Source organism: Anaerocolumna cellulosilytica, assembly GCF_014218335.1.
GTDB classification, from domain to species: domain Bacteria; phylum Bacillota; class Clostridia; order Lachnospirales; family Lachnospiraceae; genus Anaerocolumna; species Anaerocolumna cellulosilytica.
The window spans coordinates 3,610,931-3,631,450 of sequence record NZ_AP023367.1 but is presented as its reverse complement, the minus strand read 5'-3'; the positions used below and the strand labels follow the sequence as shown (position 1 = coordinate 3,631,450).

18 protein-coding genes, 1 tRNA gene and 1 pseudogene are annotated in these 20,520 nt (G+C 37.5%); 18 read left to right on the top strand and 2 right to left on the bottom strand.

Annotated elements, in window-relative coordinates:
- Positions 1 to 30: 30 nt before the first annotated feature.
- The 6 genes from rseP to acsn021_RS14990 all read left to right on the top strand — a co-directional run bounded on the left by rseP (position 31) and on the right by acsn021_RS14990 (position 9,344).
- Positions 31 to 1,389: an RIP metalloprotease RseP gene (gene rseP, locus acsn021_RS15015; RefSeq protein ID WP_184094705.1), complete on the top strand. Its 1,359-nt coding sequence runs from the start codon at positions 31 to 33 to the stop codon at positions 1,387 to 1,389.
- 81 nt (positions 1,390 to 1,470) lie between these two features.
- A complete protein-coding gene (gene ispG, locus acsn021_RS15010; protein WP_184094703.1) occupies positions 1,471 to 2,532 on the top strand; it encodes a flavodoxin-dependent (E)-4-hydroxy-3-methylbut-2-enyl-diphosphate synthase in 1,062 nt (353 codons plus the stop codon).
- 62 nt (positions 2,533 to 2,594) lie between these two features.
- A complete protein-coding gene (locus tag acsn021_RS15005) occupies positions 2,595 to 7,088 on the top strand; it encodes a PolC-type DNA polymerase III (RefSeq protein ID WP_184094701.1) in 4,494 nt (1,497 codons plus the stop codon).
- Positions 7,089 to 7,232: 144 nt separating this feature from the next.
- A tRNA-Glu gene (locus acsn021_RS15000) sits at positions 7,233 to 7,304 on the top strand.
- A 398-nt stretch (positions 7,305 to 7,702) separates the two neighbouring features.
- A complete protein-coding gene (locus tag acsn021_RS14995) occupies positions 7,703 to 8,413 on the top strand; it encodes a response regulator transcription factor (protein WP_184094699.1) in 711 nt (236 codons plus the stop codon).
- A gap of 7 nt (positions 8,414 to 8,420) precedes the next feature.
- Positions 8,421 to 9,344 (top strand): sensor histidine kinase, encoded by a 924-nt coding sequence (locus acsn021_RS14990; protein ID WP_184094697.1) that lies wholly within the window; start codon positions 8,421 to 8,423, stop codon positions 9,342 to 9,344.
- A gap of 140 nt (positions 9,345 to 9,484) precedes the next feature.
- Here the strand turns inward: acsn021_RS14990 and acsn021_RS14985 are convergent, their stop codons facing one another.
- Positions 9,485 to 11,071 carry a transposase gene (locus acsn021_RS14985; protein ID WP_184096195.1) on the bottom strand — a complete coding sequence of 529 codons (1,587 nt, stop codon included), beginning with the start codon at positions 11,069 to 11,071 and terminating at the stop codon, positions 9,485 to 9,487.
- A 224-nt stretch (positions 11,072 to 11,295) separates the two neighbouring features.
- Here acsn021_RS14985 and acsn021_RS14980 point away from each other — a divergent pair, with 224 nt between their 5' ends.
- The 11 genes and pseudogenes from acsn021_RS14980 (at position 11,296) to acsn021_RS14935 (ending at position 19,032) form a co-directional block, all read left to right on the top strand.
- A complete protein-coding gene (locus acsn021_RS14980; protein WP_184096062.1) occupies positions 11,296 to 12,219 on the top strand; it encodes an ABC transporter ATP-binding protein in 924 nt (307 codons plus the stop codon).
- Positions 12,212 to 12,949, top strand: coding sequence for an ABC transporter permease (locus tag acsn021_RS14975; RefSeq protein ID WP_184096064.1), 738 nt, complete (start codon positions 12,212 to 12,214; stop codon positions 12,947 to 12,949). The genes acsn021_RS14980 and acsn021_RS14975 overlap by 8 nt, the downstream gene beginning before the upstream one ends.
- 10 nt (positions 12,950 to 12,959) lie before the next feature.
- A complete protein-coding gene (locus acsn021_RS14970) occupies positions 12,960 to 13,694 on the top strand; it encodes an ABC transporter permease (protein WP_184096066.1) in 735 nt (244 codons plus the stop codon).
- A gap of 159 nt (positions 13,695 to 13,853) precedes the next feature.
- Positions 13,854 to 14,039 carry a PspC domain-containing protein gene (locus acsn021_RS14965; RefSeq protein ID WP_184096068.1) on the top strand — a complete coding sequence of 62 codons (186 nt, stop codon included), beginning with the start codon at positions 13,854 to 13,856 and terminating at the stop codon, positions 14,037 to 14,039.
- A gap of 173 nt (positions 14,040 to 14,212) precedes the next feature.
- Positions 14,213 to 15,214: a DUF4430 domain-containing protein gene (locus tag acsn021_RS14960; RefSeq protein WP_184096070.1), complete on the top strand. Its 1,002-nt coding sequence runs from the start codon at positions 14,213 to 14,215 to the stop codon at positions 15,212 to 15,214.
- A gap of 61 nt (positions 15,215 to 15,275) precedes the next feature.
- A pseudogene (locus acsn021_RS23165) lies at positions 15,276 to 15,406 on the top strand (MBL fold metallo-hydrolase); the annotation flags it as partial.
- 166 nt (positions 15,407 to 15,572) lie between these two features.
- Entirely contained in the window at positions 15,573 to 16,328 is a 756-nt protein-coding gene (locus tag acsn021_RS14955; protein WP_184096071.1) for an alpha/beta hydrolase family protein, read from the top strand.
- Positions 16,329 to 16,418: 90 nt separating this feature from the next.
- Positions 16,419 to 16,652: a DUF1576 domain-containing protein gene (locus tag acsn021_RS14950; RefSeq protein WP_184096073.1), complete on the top strand. Its 234-nt coding sequence runs from the start codon at positions 16,419 to 16,421 to the stop codon at positions 16,650 to 16,652.
- On the top strand, positions 16,631 to 16,879 hold the full coding sequence (locus tag acsn021_RS23280) for a DUF1576 domain-containing protein (RefSeq protein ID WP_184096075.1): 249 nt from the start codon (positions 16,631 to 16,633) through the stop codon (positions 16,877 to 16,879). The genes acsn021_RS14950 and acsn021_RS23280 overlap by 22 nt, the downstream gene beginning before the upstream one ends.
- Before the next feature lie 338 nt (positions 16,880 to 17,217).
- Positions 17,218 to 17,847 carry a DUF998 domain-containing protein gene (locus acsn021_RS14940; RefSeq protein ID WP_184096077.1) on the top strand — a complete coding sequence of 210 codons (630 nt, stop codon included), beginning with the start codon at positions 17,218 to 17,220 and terminating at the stop codon, positions 17,845 to 17,847.
- Positions 17,848 to 18,114: 267 nt separating this feature from the next.
- Positions 18,115 to 19,032 carry a zinc ribbon domain-containing protein gene (locus acsn021_RS14935; RefSeq protein ID WP_184096079.1) on the top strand — a complete coding sequence of 306 codons (918 nt, stop codon included), beginning with the start codon at positions 18,115 to 18,117 and terminating at the stop codon, positions 19,030 to 19,032.
- A gap of 60 nt (positions 19,033 to 19,092) precedes the next feature.
- On the opposite strand, the gene acsn021_RS14930 is transcribed toward acsn021_RS14935, so the two are convergent.
- On the bottom strand, positions 19,093 to 19,335 hold the full coding sequence (locus tag acsn021_RS14930) for a hypothetical protein (protein WP_184096081.1): 243 nt from the start codon (positions 19,333 to 19,335) through the stop codon (positions 19,093 to 19,095).
- Between the two features lie 539 nt (positions 19,336 to 19,874).
- On the opposite strand from acsn021_RS14930, the gene acsn021_RS14925 reads away from it, so the two are divergent.
- Positions 19,875 to 20,501 carry a PilZ domain-containing protein gene (locus acsn021_RS14925; protein WP_184096083.1) on the top strand — a complete coding sequence of 209 codons (627 nt, stop codon included), beginning with the start codon at positions 19,875 to 19,877 and terminating at the stop codon, positions 20,499 to 20,501.
- Positions 20,502 to 20,520: the final 19 nt, after the last annotated feature.

Below are 20,520 nucleotides of genomic sequence, written 5' to 3'. Positions count from 1 at the left end.
TAGTATTTTATTTAAGATTAGGAGGTAGGAATGAATATTATTATTGCAATACTTATTTTTAGCGTAATAATTGTTATACATGAGTTAGGGCATTTTCTGCTGGCTAAGAAAAACGGTATATTCGTAACAGAATTTTCAGTAGGCATGGGTCCAAGACTTATCAGTCTTGTTAAGACAGAAGAAGGTTATCGTCCTAGATTTCTTTTATCCCAACATGAATTCGAACATAATCCGGTATGGAAAGATACAACGAAATATTCCATTAAGCTTCTGCCTATTGGTGGTTCCTGTATGATGATGGGTGAAGATGAACTGGTGGAAGATGATAGAGCATTTAATAAAAAGGGAGTATGGGCAAGAATATCAGTTGTAGTTGCTGGTCCGTTGTTCAACTTTATCCTGGCCTTTTTACTAGCAATGATAATTGTAGCAGCGACTGGATATGACCCGGCAAAAGTTACACAGGTTGTTAGTGATTCACCTGCTGCAGAAGCTGGTATTTTGCCAGGAGATGTACTTACCGAATTGAACGGAAGAAACATAAATATTGCAAGGGAAGCGTTGACGTATCTTCAAATGTATCCTTTAACCAATGGGGAGGTATCCTTAACCTTTGCGCGGGATGGCAAAGAGTATAAAACCACTCTGACACCACAGTTATATAAGAAGTACTTATTAGGATTTAATTATCCTACGGAAGGCGGAGAAGCTGTTATCTTAGAAGTAGCAGAGGATATGCCGTTAGAGAAAGCAGGACTAAAACCAGGAGATATTATTGTAGATATTAACGGACATGATATCGCGAACCGGGATGCTTTGGCAGCGTATTTCCAGGAATATCCATTAACAGACGAAGAGGTAACTATAACCTATTCAAGAGAAGGAGCAGAAGCTACTGTAAATGTAACGCCTGCTTTATACAGCGAGGGATATAGTATGGGCTTTGGTCTAAATGGGGCTCAGGAAAAGACAGACTTTTTCGGTGTTATAAAATATAGTGCAGTTGAAGTAAAGTATTGGATTGTAACCACAATAGAAAGTATTGGTCTGTTAGTTGGCGGTAAAGTAAGTGCCAATGATATGGCAGGTCCTGTAGGTATTGTAAGCATGATTGGAGATACTTATCAGGCTAGTAAGAGTGCTGGTATATTAAATGTATTCATTAATATGGCAGCGATTAGTATTCTGTTAAGTGCAAACCTGGGAGTTATGAATCTGTTGCCCATACCAGCTTTAGACGGTGGCAGACTGGTGTTTTTACTACTTGAAGTCTTCCGGGGAAAGCCTATCGACCAGGCAAAAGAAGGTATGGTTCATATGATTGGTTTAATTGCTTTAATGCTATTAATGGTATTTGTCATGTTCAATGACTTAAGCCGCATATTTTAAATTAGAACTGCTGTTGGGCGAGGTCAAAAGGCTTGCTTTAACAGCAGTTTGCCCATTGAGAAAGAAGACAGGTGAAAATCCATGCGAAGTAACACAAGGCAGATATACATCGGGAATAAGGTGATTGGAGGCGGAAAGCCAATTCTAATCCAATCCATGACGAATACAAAAACAGAAGATGTAAAGGCAACCGTTGCTCAAATACTTGAGCTTGAGAAAGCAGGCTGTGATATTATACGCTGTGCTGTTCCTCATATGGAGGCGGCAAAAGCCTTAAGCAAGATAAAAAAAGAAATACATATACCTTTGGTGGCTGATATCCATTTTGATTACCGCTTAGCAATTGCAGCAATAGAACATGGTGCTGATAAGATAAGGATTAATCCGGGAAATATCGGAAATCTGGAAAAAGTAAAGGCAGTAGTAGATACGGCAAAGGAGAAAGGGATACCCATCCGTGTCGGTGTGAACAGTGGTTCCCTGGAAAAAGATTTAATACAAAAGTATGGTGGAGTAACCGCAGAAGGTCTGGTAGAAAGTGCGCTTGATAAGGTAAAGCTCATCGAAGACTTAGGATATGATAATCTGGTCATTAGTATTAAATCCTCAGATGTACTTATGTGTATTAAAGCCCATAAGCTCATTGCCACTCAAACCACATATCCTTTACATGTAGGTATTACCGAAGCAGGTACCTACCTTTCCGGCAATATAAAATCGTCAATTGGTCTAGGGATTCTTCTGTACGAGGGTATTGGAGATACCATTCGAGTATCCTTAACCGGACATCCACTAGAAGAGATTAAGTCAGGGAAATTGATATTAAAAACTCTGGGACTTAGAAAGGGTGGTGTGGAGTTAGTATCCTGCCCTACTTGTGGAAGAACCCAGATTGACTTAATCAACCTTGCCAAGGAAGCTGAAATAATGCTTGAGGATATAGAGCTTGATATAAAAGTGGCAGTTATGGGGTGTGCGGTAAACGGTCCGGGAGAAGCCAAAGAAGCAGACATCGGAATTGCAGGGGGGAATGGAGAAGGGATTCTAATAAAAAAAGGTGAAATCCTGCGTAAAGTTCCTGAAGACCAACTTTTATCTGCACTAAGGGAAGAACTATTAAAGATGCAGGCAGAACAAAAATAAAATGCAAATGCATATAGATGAAAAATAGAAGAGGAATGAATTGATAGAAATGAGGCTATAACATGGGAATGCTTTTTTTTGAAGTATTTGACCAGCTTATGGATTTACCAAAAGAGCTTGAAGCAATGTTTCGAGAGGTCTTGGTGGAAAAGGTTTCGGTATCCAGAACAAGGGCAGAAGTTAAGATATACATACAAAGCAATCGTTTAATTCAGAGACCTATCGTTAAAAAGATGGAATACCAGTTAAAAAGACAGTTGTTCTCCTTGGATTCTAATTGTATTATCTTAAAGGAAAACTATGTGCTGTCTGCTCAATATACGCCTGAAAAATTATTTGATATATATAAAGACAGTATCTTGGAGGAATTCAGAGAGAGAAGTATTCTTGAATATAATGTATTTTCCCTTGCGGAGATTAGATTTGAAGAGTATATAATGATATTTTCTTGTGAGGAAAACTTTTTGGTACGCAAAGTATCGGTAAATATTGTAAGACACTTGTCCGAGATTTTCAAAGAACGGTTTAACTTTGCGGTTACGGTGCGGTTTGAGTACTATGAGCCGAAAAAAGTGGCGGAAGAAGAGGAATATGAATTTATAAAATCTCCTTCCGGTAATATAGAATATGCCTCTGAGCCGTCGGTTCCCTTAGGAGAGGAGATGGTAGCGGAAGCCTCGTACAGAGAATTAGAACAGGGTAAAGAATTGTCAGCTGCATTAACTACGGTTGCAAAGGAAGTACAGGATGCGGGAAAGTCTGCAAAACAGAAACCAGCTTATGACAAATCCAAATACAGCTATAAAAAGACCATTCATGATCCGGATACCATATATGGCAAGGGCTTTGAGGGTGAAACATTACCCATCTCCGAGGTACAAGATGAAATCGGAGAGGTAGTAATAAGAGGAAAGATTATAAACGTAGATTCCAGAGAACTACGGAATGAGAAAACGATTATAATATTTACCATAACCGATTTTACAGACTCCATACAAGGAAAAATATTTATTAAAACAGAAGATGCAGGGGAACTTTTGGGTGTATTAAAAAAGGGGAGATTTATTAAATTAAAGGGAATGGCTTTAATGGATAAATACGACCGTGAAATTACCATAGGTTCTATTGTCGGTATAAAGACGATACCCGATTTTACTACCACGAGACAGGACAACAGTACAGAGAAAAGAGTAGAACTTCATGCCCATACCATGATGAGTGATATGGATGCAGTAATTGATGTTAAAGACTTAGTAAAACGTGCCTTTATGTGGGGGCATAAAGCAGTTGCTATTACTGACCATGGAGTGGTGCAAGCCTTTCCGGAAGCCAACCATGCCTTAAGTAAAAAAGACGTGCCGGAATCAGAATGGGACAGATTAAAGGAATTTAAGGTAATTTATGGTGTGGAAGCATATCTAGTGGATGATTTAAAGGAAGTCGTAGTTAATGAAAAAGGACAAACTCTTACGGACACTTTTGTCGTATTTGATATAGAAACCACAGGTTTTGGACCTGTAAAGGATAGGATAATAGAAATCGGTGCTGTTAAGGTAGCAGGTGGAAAGATTATTGATAAATACAGTACTTTTATCAATCCAGAGATTCCGATTCCATATGAAATAGAAACGTTGACCGGAATCAAGGATGACATGGTACTGGATTCCCCTACCATAGATGTAATCCTTCCACAATTTCTGGCATTCTGTGAGGGCAGCGTATTAGTAGCACATAATGCTTCCTTTGACGTAAGTTTTATAACCAAAAAGGCAGAATATCTGGGATTAGATACGGATTTTACAGTAATCGATACAGTGGGACTTGCCCGTATTTTGCTGCCGGATTTAAGCAGATACAAATTAAATATAGTAGCGAAGGCATTGGGGATATCCTTAGAAAACCATCACCGGGCAGTAGATGACGCCGGAGCAACAGCAGAAATATTTGTGCGATTTGTAGAAATGTTAAAGGAGCAAGAAGTCAGTCAGATAGGTCAGATTAATGCAATGAGTCGATTATCTGCGGATGCTGTTAAGAAACTACCAACCTATCATGCCATCATACTGGCGCAAAACAACATCGGAAGAGAGAATTTATATAAACTAATATCCCTATCCCATATAGAATATTATAGTAAAAGACCGCGTATCCCTAAAAGTGTTTTTTTGGAAAACCGTGAAGGACTGCTGATTGGTTCCGCCTGTGAAGCAGGAGAGCTATACCAGGCAATACTAAGGGAGCAGCCTCCGGAGGAAATTAATAGATTGGTGGATTTTTATGATTATCTGGAAATTCAACCTTTAGGGAATAATGATTTTATGATAAGAAGTGATAAGATCAATATCAATTCCAAAGAAGAACTTATGGACATTAACCGCCGGATTGTAAAACTGGGAGAAGAATTTAATAAGCCTGTAGTTGCAACCTGCGATGTACATTTTATGGATCCGGAGGATGAAATCTACCGCAGAATCATTATGGCAGGAAAAGGCTTTAAAGATGCAGATGAGCAGGCACCTCTATATTATCGTACCACAGAGGAAATGCTTGAAGAGTTTATGTATCTAGGCAGGGAAAAAGCCCATGAGGTGGTTATAGCTAATACGAATAAAATAGCAGATATGATTGAAAAAATATCTCCGGTTCGCCCCGACAAATGCCCTCCGGTAATTGAAGATTCTGATAAGACACTTCGTGAAATCTGTTATAATAAGGCACATTCCGTGTATGGGCCCAATTTACCAAAACAGGTAGAACAACGCTTGGAACATGAGTTACAATCCATTATCAGCAACGGATTTGCCGTTATGTATATTATTGCCCAGAAATTAGTTTGGAAATCCAATGAGGATGGATATCTAGTAGGTTCCAGAGGTTCTGTAGGGTCTTCTTTTGTAGCTACTATGTCAGGTATAACAGAAGTAAATCCTTTGGCGGCACATTATTATTGCACTCATTGCTTTTATTCCGATTTTGATTCAGAAGAGGTAAAAGCCTATTCCGGAAGCTCTGGGTGTGATATGCCAGATAAACTTTGTCCTGGATGCGGGCAGCCATTAAGTAAGGATGGTCATGATATTCCCTTTGAAACCTTCTTGGGGTTTAATGGTGATAAAGAGCCTGATATCGACTTAAACTTCTCGGGAGAATATCAAAGTAAAGCCCATGAGTATACAGAGGTAATCTTTGGAGAAGGCCATACATTTCGTGCCGGAACCATTGGTACCCTTGCTGATAAAACTGCTTACGGCTATGTCCTTAAGTATTATGAAGAAAGAGACCAGCATAGAAGAAGAGCAGAAATAGAACGTATCGTAGCCGGATGTGTTGGTGTCAGAAGAACAACGGGTCAGCATCCTGGCGGTATTATTGTACTTCCTCATGGTGAAGAGATTTATTCCTTTACTCCGGTTCAAAGACCGGCCAATGATATGAGTACAAAAATTATTACGACACATTTTGATTACCACTCAATTGACCATAATCTTCTTAAACTTGATATACTGGGACACGATGATCCAACCATGATTCGTATGCTAGAGGATTTGACCGGAGTGGATGCAAAGACCATACGGTTGGATGAAGAAAAGGTATTGTCACTTTTTGATAACTTAAGTGCATTAAAAATAAAGCCAGAAGATATAGGTGGCTGTGATTTGGGATGTCTTGGAGTACCTGAGTTTGGTACTGATTTCGTTATGCAAATGTTACGGGATACCAAGCCTAAGACATTTTCAGACCTGGTACGAATATCCGGACTTTCTCATGGTACGGATGTTTGGCTAAATAATGCCCAGACTTTAATTACTGAAGGTAAATGTACGCTGGCAACGGCAATCTGTACTCGAGATGATATTATGACCTATCTAATATACCAAGGGGTAGACAGTGGACTTTCCTTTAAAATTATGGAAAGCGTCCGTAAAGGAAAAGGACTTACGCCAGATATGGAAGAAGCTATGTTAAAAGAGGGAATTCCCGATTGGTATATCTGGTCCTGTAAACGGATTAAGTACATGTTCCCGAAAGCTCATGCAGCAGCTTATGTTATGATGGCCTTTCGAATAGCTTATTTTAAAGTATATTATCCATTGGCATACTATGCCGCTTATTTTAGTATTCGTGCATCTGCCTTTAATTATGAACTGATGTGTTTGGGCAGAGAACGGCTTGAGCGGTATTTAGCGGATTATAAAAGGCGTATGAATGAATTATCAAAGAAAGAACAGGATGTATATAAGGATATGAGAATCGTCCAGGAGATGTATGCCAGAGGATTTGATTTTGTGCCAATTGATATCTATACAGCGAAAGCACATCATTTTCAGATAATAGGAGATAAGTTGATGCCTTCTTTAAGTACCATAGATGGTCTGGGTGATAAAGCAGCGGATGCTGTGGTTGAAGCTGTTAAAGATGGAAAATTCCTTTCAAGAGATGATTTTAAGAGTCGTTGTAAGGTGAGTTCAACAGTTGTAGATTTAATGGCAGATTTGGATTTGTTAGGAGATATGCCTATTTCGAATCAAATATCTTTGATGGATTTTTTACAATAGAAGGTAAGATTCCTGTTTTTGACGGTGGCTATAGTCAAAAACAGGAATCCTTTTCCTATTGTTGTAATTATATAATTATTTTGAACTTTTCAAAATAATACTTGCTTTTTTAAAAAATATGGTGTAAAATATATATTGTTGTAAGGCTCATTGGTCAAGTGGTCAAGATGTGGCATTCTCAGTGCTGAGACAGGGGTTCGACTCCCCTATGAGCTGTTAAAGTAAAGGGTGTTTTTTAAGTATCTAAGGAATTAGGTAATTAAAGGACATCTTTTTTTATACGATACTTTACTTTACGTGTGCTTTACAAACTCGAAATAGTGCCGTCCTTGAAGGAATATGATCTAAAGAGGGAAGTTTATCTTTCAGAGCTGATCTGCCGTACGGAGTATTGAATTTATTCGTTTATACGTATAAACTATAATCAACATACATTGCGGAGGAATACAATGCAGGCTTCTGAAAAATGGGGAATCTCCAAGAAAAAAATTCAGAAGCTATGTGAGGAAAACAGAATTGATGGTGTCATCCGATTTGGCCGCTCATAGGCAATTCCAAGAGCTGTGGAAAAATCAGCGGATGCAGAAAAAAGAGGATGAAAATGCGAGGGACAAATGAAAAATAGAGTTTTAATCATAGACGATGATAAAGAGCTTAGCACTCTTATGAAAAAGTGTATAGAGCAAGAGAATTTATCTGCTATTATTGCACATGGCGGCGTGGAAGGGCTTCGTCTGGCTGCTGAAAACGAAGATAGCAATTCTCTTTCTCTTGTAATCTTGGACGTAATGATGCCGGATATAGACGGTTTTCAAGTTCTGAAAAAAATTAGGGAAACAAGTAATATACCGGTGCTTATGCTCACCGCTAAAAGTGATGAGGAAGATAAAGTTTCCGGGCTTCGGCTTGGTGCAGATGATTACTTAACAAAACCATTCAGCATTAACGAGCTGATGGCTCGTGTCAACTCCCTTATCCGACGCTATACTACCTTAAATCCTATGACTGAAACAGATTCAGAGTGCATCATATTAAAAGGAATGGTTATTGATAAAACAAACCGCATAGTTAGTATAAATGATACTATCGTCGAGCTTACAGGGAAGGAATTTGACCTGCTTTTCTTTCTGGCAGCTAATAAAGGGCGTATATTTACCAAAAAACAAATATATACGCAGGTGTGGGAGGAAGAGTATGCTTTTGATGATAATAACATCATGTCCTTTATCAGTAAATTGCGGAAAAAGATTGAGCCAGACCCCGACTGTCCATTTTTTATTTTAACAATCCGGGGTGTAGGCTACCGCTTTAATAAGGAGGCGTGAGATAAATATGAATGTTTATCTGCTTTTTGTGTTGGTTCTTACCCTGTTTATTATAGCGTACCTTATTTCTGTTTTGCGGCATGTACGTACACAGCTTACACTGATAAAAGACGCGTTAGAAGATATAAAAAACGGGAATCTTAATCGAAGGATTTTGGCAGGTGAGAGTGATATGACCAAGCAAATTTGTTATGGTATAAACGAAATTGCTATCAACAGCCAATCACGGTTTATTCAGCAAAAACAATCAGAGCAGGCGTATAAACGGCTCATGACAAGTCTTTCCCATGATGTGAAAACGCCACTTGCTTCATTGGTTGGTTATTTGGAAGCCATTGAGAGTAACCTTGTTGCAGGAGAAGAAAAGGATGAATATATCCATGTTGCGTCTAATAAAGCCCAGCACTTAAAACATTTTGTAGAAAATCTGTTTGAATGGGTTAAATTGGATTCTGGGGAACAGATTTTTCATTTCGAGCATTATGATTTAAATGAGTTATCCCGTAATATTATAGCTGATTGGGTTCCTATTTTGGAAAACAGCCATTTTGAATATGAATTTGATATCCCTGAAACAGAGTATTCCATGCGCATAGATGCAAATGCATATGCCCGTATTCTTAATAATCTATTACAGAATATTCTTACCCACAGTGAGGGTGAGAATATGACACTGCGTATTTTTGAGAATGAACAGCAAGCCAAAATTGTAATAACAGATAACGGTAAAGGAATATCCCCTGATAATCTGCCTCATATTTTTGAAAGAATGTACCAATGCGACCACTCACGGTCTGCGAAAGGAAACGGGCTTGGGCTTTCTATTACCAAAGAGCTTGTCAGCGCCCATAAAGGCACGATTACAGCGGACAGCATTACCGGCTCCGGAACGACATTCACAATTCTATTGCCGAAAGGGGCTGTAAAATAAGTCCTTAATTAAGAATCGCCAGTTCCGACAGATGCCGGTTCTGGTGATTCTTCTTTTTTTTATTTATTTTTTATGATTATGATTGATTTTTCCATAAAAAAGCGTGCACTTAATAAAGCTGTGAGTATAGTTCTTGGATTTTAAGCAGCCAACTTGTTTCTCTGTTTTTTATTATGATATTTATAAAGATTAAAACCACAAGAAATCAGTGTGAGTTCAAGAATTGCGTTTTTCTCACCTCTTCGAAATAATCTTTTGTAGGATTTATTCCATTTTAAAATACCAAAGGTTCCTTCCGCTTGAATACTACGATTCATTCTCAACAGTGCGCCATGTATTGATTCAAGATTTGTCATTACCTCTTGATGTATTGATGTTAATTCCTGATTCATTCGAATAGTTCTATTTTTGCTTGCCTTAGGACAACAATCGTTTTTAAACTGGCAGCCTTCACATGATTTGCATTCATAGATTTCTTCGGTTCTGCTGTATTTGTTTTTATAGACATGTTGTTTGCTTTTAAAGTGAAAAGTCTTTCCATTTGGGCATATTAAATTTCCATTCTCGTCTCTTTTAAAGTTGACTGCGCGATATGGATTTTCATGATACTTCTTATCGGATGTTTCTTTTTTGAACATGGTAAATTTCATATATTTTTCCATCCCATGCTCTTCACAGTAAAGATAGTTATTATAGGAACCATAGCCTGCATCTGCAACTGGATACTTTGGATAATGACCATAGATTTCATTGAATTTTTCCATCAAAGGAACAAAGCATTCCATATCTGATGCATATGGTTTTACATCAACTACCGCTATATATTCATCACAGACAGCGGTCTGTAGATTGTACGCTGGGAGAAGCTGATCATTCCCCATATAATCCCGTTTTATGCGCATAAAAGTGGCATCGTGATCGGTTTTGGAATAACTGTTTCTTTCATCGCCACAAACTTCTATATGATGTGCATATGTCTTTAATCGTTCTAGATACCCCTCTAATTCCTGATATTGTTTTTGCGGAAGGCTTTTTCTATGACCACAACCAGATACAAACGTGGATTCCACCAGATTTGTTGCATTCTTGTACATTTCCAAGAGTTCAGATACATATTCGACAGCATACTCATCTCTCTTATCAAGTTTTACACCGAAATATCCTAATACTTCCTGGTTCATTGCATCAATTAGCGTGGATATCTTTTCATAAACCTTTCCTCGGTTTTTTGTACAAGACTTTTTCCATACCCAGGTATATCGGTTGGCATTCGCTTCCATTTTTGTTCCATCTATGTAAGTATGCTCCAGGTCCACATGCTCCTTTTCAAAAATGTAACTGTTTAAGTCAATAAAAATCTGTTCTATGGAATCTGTTAGTTCATTGCGTATAAGATTGCCAAAGGTCGCAAAAGAAGGAGCCTTCATCTCATCAAGAAGATACAGGTATCGTATATCATTCCTACAGAGTTTTTCTATTTCACGCAGAGAACTAATTCCGTGCTCCATGAAGGCAAAGAGTATCACTTTAAGGAGTTTCTGTTCATCACATCTTGGACGACCTGTTCTGTAGCCTTTCTCTACAAAATATTTTGATAGGTCGATGTGATCCATCACCTCACAGAACGTGTATACTGGATCAGATATATTAATTAATTTTTCGATTTCCAATGGTAATTTCAGCTGACGTACTGTATAATTATCATTGGTGTTTTTATTTATTTGCATAATTAATTATACCAAAAAATCGCTGAAGTCTCATGACCTCAGCGATTTTTCTTTTAGGGGAGTTTTTTTACAGCCCCTTTCTTACTGCTAAAACAAGATAAAAACAAGGTTACGACAAGGTTTTGGCAAGGTTAATATTGTATACTTTTAATTGTGATTGTTTCTGCCTTTATATGGAGTATCACATTGCGAAAGCATTATTATTGAAAGTGAGGAAATTTTATATGAATGAGTTTGTGATTGAAACGAAACAGCTGACAAAAGTCTACAGAGATCAGACAGCCGTCAGCTCAGTCAATCTCCATGTAAAGAAAGGCCGGATTTACGGTCTGTTAGGACGCAACGGAGCCGGGAAAACAACGATTATGAAAATGATTTTAGGATTGACTTCCATCACTTCTGGTGAGGTAGATGTATTCGGAAAGAGTATCAAAGGCCGGGAAAAAAGAGTATATCCCCGTGTCGGTGCTATTATTGAAACACCGGGATTTTATCCGAATTTGACAGGAACGGAAAACCTGGAGATATTTGCAAAGCTGCGTGGTACAGCCGCCCCCCACGCAGTTGAAACCGCATTGAAAGTAGTAGGATTGTCTTATAAAGACAAAAAGCTGTTTAGTAAATATTCTCTTGGAATGAAGCAGCGTCTTGGTATTGCCAATGCTATTTTACATGACCCGGAACTGCTGATTCTGGACGAACCGACGAACGGCCTTGACCCCATCGGCATTGCAGAAGTAAGAGATTTTATTAAGAATTTGAGCACCACGCAAGGAAAGACAATTCTCATCTCCAGCCATATTCTTTCGGAAATTGCATTATTGGCCGATGATATTGGAATCATTGACCACGGTGTTCTTTTGGAGGAAAGCAGTATGAGCGAACTGGAAAAGAAGAATAACAAGTATATCCTGCTGCAAGTTTCCGATGTGCCAAAAGCCTCTCTCATTTTGGAGCAGCAATTTGGGGTCAAAGACTACTCTGTGCAGGACGATCATATACTGCGGCTTTATGATACTTCTCTGGATATGGGCGAAATCAATAAAGTCCTTGTGATACAGAATGTTACCGTTATCAGCTCTCAGCTCTGCAATGACACGTTAGAGGACTACTTCAAAAAAATCACAGGAGGGGAAGGCATTGCTTAAACTCATTCAAACAGAATTTCTGAAACTGCGCCGCAGAAAGCTTATCTGGATTATGATGCTGGCAGCCTTCGTTATGCCGTTTTTTGCGCTCTTATATTTCCACTATTTCGGAAAAACAGGTGTTGACCCAATTCAGTTTTATAAATGGTCTGCGTTTGGGTTCACGTCTTTAATCATCCTGCCTTTCGTGTTGGGAATGCTCTGCACCATACTGATGCACGACGAAAACCAGAGCGATATGCTCAAACAGCTTTTTATTGTACCTGTCAGCAAAATGGGGTATTTTTTCAGCAAATTTTTTATCGTTTTGCTCTACTCCACTTGCTTCATGCTGATTACAACCGTTGCTTCCGTACTGTTCAGCGTACTTCCCGGATATGTCACATTTGAATGGGGAAGCGTACTGTTTCTGCTGAAAAAATGTTTGGAGATTGGTATTCTTACCGCCTTTGCCATGCTGCCGATTTTGGCAGTCGCAGCCTCGCAGAAGGGATATATTATCCCGGTCTGCATGACCTTGATTTATAGCTTTCTCTGCTTTTTTATCATGACTGCAAATATGTATCTGCACCCCTTGTCCAGTATATCAGTCATAATCGCAAGAAACGGAGATATTCCCGGTCTTGCATTTACACAAGCAATTAACGTTCCATTGGCGTTTCTCTGCATTTTTGTTTGGGATATTGCCGCAGTATTACTTACAAATATCACATTAGGGAAAAGAAAGTGAGGGCGGAGGAATGCAGATATACCTTTGGGCGGAACGTCAAAAGCTTCGCCGTTCCAATATAGTTTGGCTTGCCGTTTTTGCAACGGTTATGGTCGCACTCATTGTTTTTTTAGGGGGGCAGGAAGTGTATGACGGCTCCCGGTATATAGACAAGGCGGGCTGGTATATGACAATGATGCAGACATGGGCAACCTTTTTTGTTCTTCCTGCGGTCATTGCCCTCTTAGGCAGTTATCTGATTTGCCGGGAAGAACAGGACGACACGATAAAAGCTCTGCGGCTCATTCCGATAAATGAGGTGAAATTAACCGCTGCAAAGATGATGATTACGTTCATGTTCAGCGTATTGATCTACTTATTGCTTTTTGTCATCACATTTTCGGTTGAGGCCATGTTACATTTTTCTGATTTGTCGGTAGGAATGGTTTTAGATTTTCTAAAAGCATATTTTCTGGAAGGTTTAGGCGTATTTCTTGCCATCTCACCCATTGTTGCTTTGGTAGCTCATATGAAAAAAAGTTATTGGCTTGCGTTGGTAATCACTGAAATGTACTCTTTTGCCGGGATATTTATGAGTATGTCAAACACTTTACAAACTTACTATCCTATTACGGCGATATTTGGTATTTCCGGCTACTATGAGGCATCCACCAGCAGAGTATTTTTTAGCTGCCTTAGTCTGCTGTTTTGCGGCGGCCTTTCTGTTTTTATATTAAAGAGCCTAAAGCATAGTGAAAAAAGTTGAAATAGGTAATCTCAACAGGAAGAAAATAAAGAGACTGATTATAACACCTAAAGGTGTAACAGAACAGCTAGATGAATGGATTGGCGAGCTTGGGCAGTACTCAAAGCACCAGACGCAAAAGCGTAGAGCCGATAAATAATGGCAGAAAGGTAACTGTTAATGAAAAAAAGATTATATAGGATTCGAGAAGGAAAAATGATTGCCGGTGTTTGTGGCGGTATTGCCAAATACTTTGATGTAAACCCCAAAGTGATACGGCTGCTTTGGGCGATGTTTTTTGCAGTATACGGTAGCGGACTTGTGGCCTATATTCTGTTTTCGATATTTGTACCGAAAGAGCTATAAAATTACACAGCTTGTGCTATGTCCCTTTTAAGGAGTTTGTGCATGGAAAATGTCCATGCTATTGATTAAGAGAACCATTTGGGTTAAAATGGAAATGGTGCAGGAATCTATTCTCTATACGACAATAGATTAGAATATTTTATGACAAAAGCAGAATATGAAAGGTGATAGCTATGAGAAAAAGAGTGTTTGTGACATTAATAATATTATTATCGGTTTTTGGACTATGTGCATGTTCTGAAAAGGTGAAGGAAGGGAATGATAACGAGGGGAAAGACTCTTCGGCAACCAATGATGAAATCATAAAAGAAAAGTCAGATTATTCTTCTGTTGCTGACCCTAGCGAGAATGTTTCTCTTGAAGAGAAACGAATTATACAAGATCAATCATTTAAGGTAGAACTGGGTGATTGGGGAAACGTAAGGTTTGTTTCATATGAACCAGATAACAGTATTGGTTTTGAAGATGTTTCATTTTTCTTAACGAAAGAGGATATGGTTATCTATTCTTTCCCTTACTACTGTGAAAATAACAGTACGGAGAATTATGTGGGTCTTTTTGACAGTGTGGCAGCTGTAGATTTTTGTGATGTGAACAACGATAATATCAAAGATGTAATTGTCATAATTAATTATGTCACAGGGGCTGGGCCTCAAGGTATGACTCCGCGCCCCAGAGCCAGAATATTCTTAGCAGACAATCAAAAATTCAATCAAGAATTTACTCTGGCAACGGACTTGATTGATGATATCACAAACAATATGGAGGAAAAGGAGCTTACAATTGCTGCAATATGTGAATATTTAAAAAACAAGTCAACTATTACTCAAGCTGTGGAGCAAGTTACTCCAAAGCCTTCCGAAGAAGAAAAAAGCAATGATATTGAAATAACGTTAAATATTTATAATATGAATAAAGAAGCCATTTACAGCGAGAAAGTGAAAACCGAAAAGACTAATTTGCTTGAAATAATGAGCAATATTGACGCTCTAAAGATGGAAACAGAAGACAGTGAGGGCGGTAAGTTTATCGTTTCAATTATGGATATTTCATATGATTACGGACAATATTGGAATTGCTACATAAACGGAGAAAGCTTGTTAGAGAACATTAGCTTATATGAAATGAAAGATAACGATGTTGTGGACTTGCGTTATGAAAAAACAGGAAAATGAATAAGACCACTGTTATTCTACCTATATGGGTAGGATACATAAGTGTCTTCTGCTATAATATCATCACAGTTTGGATATTCAGCCAGAGATTTTAATCCGTATGCGAGATGCTCTCAGACAACTCAAGGCCGATGCAATCTACATCATGGTAGCGGTACTTTTCATTATAGCGATTGGGCTATCTGGCTTTGATGATAATAAGTTACACTTTTTCGAACACGTGCCGAGTACTTGAGCGTAATGGGAACGCCAACTTTCTTGCTAACTTTTGTTATTTTATCGTACTGGAGACAAAGTTTTTAACCTACCGAAACCCTTTGATTTGTTCGCGGCCAAAGGTCGCAGATGGGAGCTAAGAATGAAAGATTTTATTACAAAATTTGTACAAATTAAGCATCATGGCCGGAAAATTCACGGAATTTCCTACATGCCGAATAAACAGGAAAAAGTTCCTGTAGTAATCTTCAGCCATGGTTTTAACGGAACGAATTCCAGTTTTATCATGCATAGTGAATATCTGGCAACTAACGGAATAGGTGCGTACTGCTTTGATTTTTGCGGTGGTTCTGTAAATTCAAAAAGTGACCTTAAGACCAGTGAAATGACTATATTCACAGAGAAAGAAGATTTGTGTGCAGTAATTGATACCATAAAAAATTGGGAGAATGTTGACTGCAATAATATATTTTTATTCGGAGAAAGTCAGGGAGGTTTTGTAACAGCATTAGCAGCAGAAGAGTATGCCGAGGAAATCAAAGGCGTTTTATTGCTATTTCCCGCGTTTTGTATCGCAGATAATTGGAATGAAAGGTTTCCTACATTGAAGAGTATTCCGGACAAACATGAATTATGGGGAGTAACACTTGGCAGACAATTTTTTGAATCAATTCATGGATATCATATATTTGAACATATTGGAAGATTTCATAAAAATGTACTTATTTTTCATGGCGACCAGGATGAAATTGTTGCACTTGAGTATGGGAAACGAGCAGCAGCGTTATATCCTCATGCTGACATCGAGATATTTCAGGGAGAAGGCCATGGGTTTTCAGAAGTTAGTAATAAAAGAGTAGCGGAGATGACTTGTGACTTTGTAAAAGCAAATTCTTGATTAATTTCCGTATATAGAGCCTGATGAACGCAAAGATATATTATAATAAATTAACCCTTTTATATCCAAATTTTCACTTATAAAGGACGGTTGATTACAGACTTTACCCATTTAGTCGGCTACGGAGTAACCTTTATCAATATGTCACTCATTGGTTTCCTGAGTCTGGTATATGTTCTAATGATAGGAGGAGTCGTAAACGGACCTGTATTAGCAGGTATTTTTACCGTAATTGGTTTTGGTGCTTTCGGAAAGCATTTAAAGAACTCACTTCCGGTTGTTATTGGAGAATTGTTACTGCTTTGTTTTTGGGGTATGATCTGAGCTTTACAGGTATTATTATTTCAGTTCTGTTTTCAACAACCTTAGCACCAATCGCAGGAAATTATGGACCGGTTGCAGGGTTTTTAGCCGGTGTTTTTCATATGATTCTCGTTACAAATGTGGGTATTATACATGGGAGAATTAATCTTTATAATAATGGAGTTTTTACTCTTTATTATGGCAGTATCACAGGCTTACCTGAGATATGCAATAGGTATAAAATATGATTTATAACCGTATCCTTCAAAAGAGTGCTGTTAGTAGCCCTAAATCTGGTTTTAATGGTGCTTACCGCATATCCTCTTTCAAAATCAAAGGAAAAAGTAGCCGGCAAAAATATTTATATGATATTTTTTGTGGTTACAATGCTTATTAATGAGGCTTAATACCTACCTATTTAGAATAACTGGGCAAGACCATTCTATAGTGGCTCTTGTCCATTCTTATATTATAGAACTAAAACCTAAAAAAAACCTAAAAACCTATCCATTGTTTTATCACAGTATGTGTGTTATGATGATTTCTAATTGGATAATTTTATTGTACGGAAAGGACATAACTACTTATGAAATTAATAAAATACTTCATTCCTCTTGGTATGATTGGCGTATTCTTTTATTTTGCCCATGTCATAACAGGCGAGCTGCTTTGGAAGGAATATAATCCCATAACTATGGATATCAGCTCTCTGACGGCAGACGGAGCTCCTAACTACAAACTATTGCGAATTATTAATTTTCCCTATGGCGTTTTTTATGTTTTATTTGCTTTTGGTATGGTACTAAAATCCCTGCGTAGTTCCAACCGCATTTTAAAAACCGGCTTTATATTTCTGTTAGTCATGGAAGTCATTTCTATTCTTGGTTATGCCTTATTCCCTCTTACCGGAGACAAAAGCGAGATGAATTTTCAAAACAGTATGCATTTGGCAGTTACCGCACTCGTTGTCTTTACTACCATAGCCTCTGGTTTTTGTATAGCTATTGGTTATCGAAAATTCGGAAAAACCCGGACTATTGGTAATCTCACTTTACTTTTAGCTGTTTTAATTACGGTATTCGGAAGCCTGAATCCTATAAATATGGCCATGGATTTAAATATTCTAGGTCTAACAGAACGGCTATGTATATACACGGTTCAAGTATTTATCTTTGTTTTATCCTATTATAATACCTTTATACAAAAAGAAATCTAGCAGGAGGATAGCCATCAATTATAAAGAAATAATAAAGTCTGTCGGCCGGTTATTTTAAAGAACTTAAAAAAGCTATGAACCTAGAAATAAGTATCAGGCTAATATAAAACTTACCAGCGGTAATATTCAGATCATGGTTTCTTTAATCTAAGAATTATTTATAATCTATTCTTGCAATTCTACCGTTCAAATAATAAAATAGTGCTTAAGGCATGAAATCAAGTAGAAATGGCCTTTTTAGTATAAAGATATAAGGGGAGTCAGATAATGAAAGTATGTACATATTGTGGTACAGACTCAGCAGATAATGCAGTTATCTGCAAAAGCTGTGGCACCACAGAGTTTTACAATAAATGTAACAGTTGTGGTTTTAAGTTTACGGGAAGTGTATGTCCGGAATGTGGGAGTATCATAAGTGGTACGGGGAGAGCTTGCGCGGTCTGCGGACACATAACGGACGATTTAATATGCCCTTATTGTGAAACTGATTTAAGTGGAAAAAAGCAGGGAATTAAACAGATGAAAAAAAATGGAAGAAGAAAGGCTATATTACTCGTGTCGGTATTATTTTTCCTTGGTGTTTTGATACTCAGTAATCTAAGCAAATACAGACTGGTTGAAACAAGGGAAATCTTGTACGATATGGGAGTAGTTCATACAACCAACCACCCAAAATATTTTTCGGAATATGAAAATGCTTTGGCGTTTTGGAAGGGGAATGATTATGTCAAGGTTATAAAAAAAGGAGAACTTTTAACGAATGGCAGCGCGCTTTTGGTTATGACAAGCAATACAGAAGAAACTATATCAGATATTCGCATAAATTTGTCTGGTTATTCAAGTGAAAAGGAGCCTTTAACAGTAAAGGATATACTGAAAGTTATATGTGAATACATACCTTACAATATCATATATAAATATTATACTTTTGACAAAGCTTTTTATGAAATTATTAAAGCAGGTGAATATGAAAAGTATTATTATCTTTGGGTACTGAATGAGAGAGGAAAGGAGGAAATACAAAACGGCAATAAGGTACTAAGTGATAAGCTGGCCTTTGAGATTATCTATGATAAAGAAGAAGGCTGGAACATACAGATTGGTGCACTTTCTTATGATGAAAATGAAGATTCTATCTCTGTTCAAGAGTGGGATATTGACATTTTAGATTATTTTCCTAAATAAATCAGTGAGATAAATGAGGAACCAGATAATAAAAAATCTGCAAGAGACACTTACCACTTCTTAGAGAGGCGGTAAATCCTCTCTTGCAGATTTTTTGCATGCATGTGAGACCACTTTGCTTTTGGTCAGCTTTTTAGATAAGTCAGTCTCAATAAAACAATAATAAAGACAATTTAACGCTTTATTCAGGCAGGCACCTATAAGAAGTATTGTTAACAGCCAGGGAATAAATAACTCAATGGATAGTTTCATATTAGAAAGAGTCCATACTATTTCCGATGGCATTAATGTTTTAAATAACATATATTTCTCCCCCTTTACTGAGTTTTTTTGCTTTATGTTTTATTAGGCAGGGAGAAAATTATATCCCCGTTATTGTTCAGTTATACAGACCTTTATTATAAACTAATATCGTAAAGATGTAAAGCATTAGTGTATGGAGAAGTTATGGAGAAGCTAGAGGACATATCAATCATGTGGCTGTCTGAGGATGATATGTAAGATTAGGCCGATAGCTTTTTGACAGTAAGCGTTCCTATTGTTAGTTACTTTACCTTAAATAGTTGAAAGAGTTATGACATAGTACTTTTTTCTTATGTCTTTTGCCTTGTTTTTCCTGTAGTAATTATTGTATTCTATACAAGCCTATGTTAAAATTCTTCCTAGGGAGTACTCTTATTGGCAGTATCATAGGTAGGTCTGCAATATTTAATGGGATTCATATGAATTATTTGAAGTATAGAAGCTAAAGGGCACACAGATGGGAGTAAGGTTGAAAAAATAAGATACTTTTTCAACATCCTGATTTGTACGTGTACAAGTGCACACTGATAGGAGTTACTATGAAATTAATTGATATAATTGAAAAAAGCAATTTAGAGCTTCATTTTAAATATAACAATAAAAAATATTACTTAAATATGAACTTATATAAAGTGTTGGAAGAACGAGTACTACTCCGTGTAGTTGACTACAAGGGAAAGACAATTAACGACTCTATTTTTCAAAGCCCTGTGTTGATATATAAAAGTACAGACGGAGTATTTAAGTTTACTGATATAACCATTCATCAAACCTATTATCATGGGCTTCCCATGTATGCTGTTGATGGTTTAGTAGAGGCAAAGAAAGATAACCGACGGGGAGCCTACCGGGTTACTATATGTGAACATCGAAAACTAAGAGTAACGACTACCGCAGGTAAAATCATTGAAACCTCAGGGTTTTTAAAAGATATTAGTATGACTGGGATGGGACTGATATTAGATGACAAAAAAGAAGACATTAACACCATTGAACTATCTTTGGATGTAGCGAAAAATGATGAGGTTAAGGTGACCAGTGAAGTGGTTCATATTATAGAATTACCGAAGCATAAAGGCTATTTGTACGGGTGCAGATTTTATAATCCCAAGGAATCACTTGGCAGATATATTATAAAGAGGCAGGCCAGAAAGCAAACAAAATAACAAGTAAATTCTATCTTTA

Excerpts from the sequence above, each read along its gene's own strand:
- rseP (WP_184094705.1), top strand. The coding sequence starts at position 31 with ATGAATATTATTATTGCAATACTTATTTTTAGCGTAATAATTGTTATA.
- ispG (WP_184094703.1), top strand. The coding sequence starts at position 1,471 with ATGCGAAGTAACACAAGGCAGATATACATCGGGAATAAGGTGATTGGA.
- acsn021_RS15005 (WP_184094701.1), top strand. The coding sequence starts at position 2,595 with ATGGGAATGCTTTTTTTTGAAGTATTTGACCAGCTTATGGATTTACCA.
- acsn021_RS14995 (WP_184094699.1), top strand. The coding sequence starts at position 7,703 with ATGAAAAATAGAGTTTTAATCATAGACGATGATAAAGAGCTTAGCACT.
- acsn021_RS14990 (WP_184094697.1), top strand. The coding sequence starts at position 8,421 with ATGAATGTTTATCTGCTTTTTGTGTTGGTTCTTACCCTGTTTATTATA.
- acsn021_RS14985 (WP_184096195.1), bottom strand. The coding sequence starts at position 11,071 with ATGCAAATAAATAAAAACACCAATGATAATTATACAGTACGTCAGCTG.
- acsn021_RS14980 (WP_184096062.1), top strand. The coding sequence starts at position 11,296 with ATGAATGAGTTTGTGATTGAAACGAAACAGCTGACAAAAGTCTACAGA.
- acsn021_RS14970 (WP_184096066.1), top strand. The coding sequence starts at position 12,960 with ATGCAGATATACCTTTGGGCGGAACGTCAAAAGCTTCGCCGTTCCAAT.
- acsn021_RS14965 (WP_184096068.1), top strand. The coding sequence starts at position 13,854 with ATGAAAAAAAGATTATATAGGATTCGAGAAGGAAAAATGATTGCCGGT.
- acsn021_RS14960 (WP_184096070.1), top strand. The coding sequence starts at position 14,213 with ATGAGAAAAAGAGTGTTTGTGACATTAATAATATTATTATCGGTTTTT.
- acsn021_RS14955 (WP_184096071.1), top strand. The coding sequence starts at position 15,573 with ATGAAAGATTTTATTACAAAATTTGTACAAATTAAGCATCATGGCCGG.
- acsn021_RS14940 (WP_184096077.1), top strand. The coding sequence starts at position 17,218 with ATGAAATTAATAAAATACTTCATTCCTCTTGGTATGATTGGCGTATTC.
- acsn021_RS14935 (WP_184096079.1), top strand. The coding sequence starts at position 18,115 with ATGAAAGTATGTACATATTGTGGTACAGACTCAGCAGATAATGCAGTT.
- acsn021_RS14930 (WP_184096081.1), bottom strand. The coding sequence starts at position 19,335 with ATGTTATTTAAAACATTAATGCCATCGGAAATAGTATGGACTCTTTCT.
- acsn021_RS14925 (WP_184096083.1), top strand. The coding sequence starts at position 19,875 with ATGAAATTAATTGATATAATTGAAAAAAGCAATTTAGAGCTTCATTTT.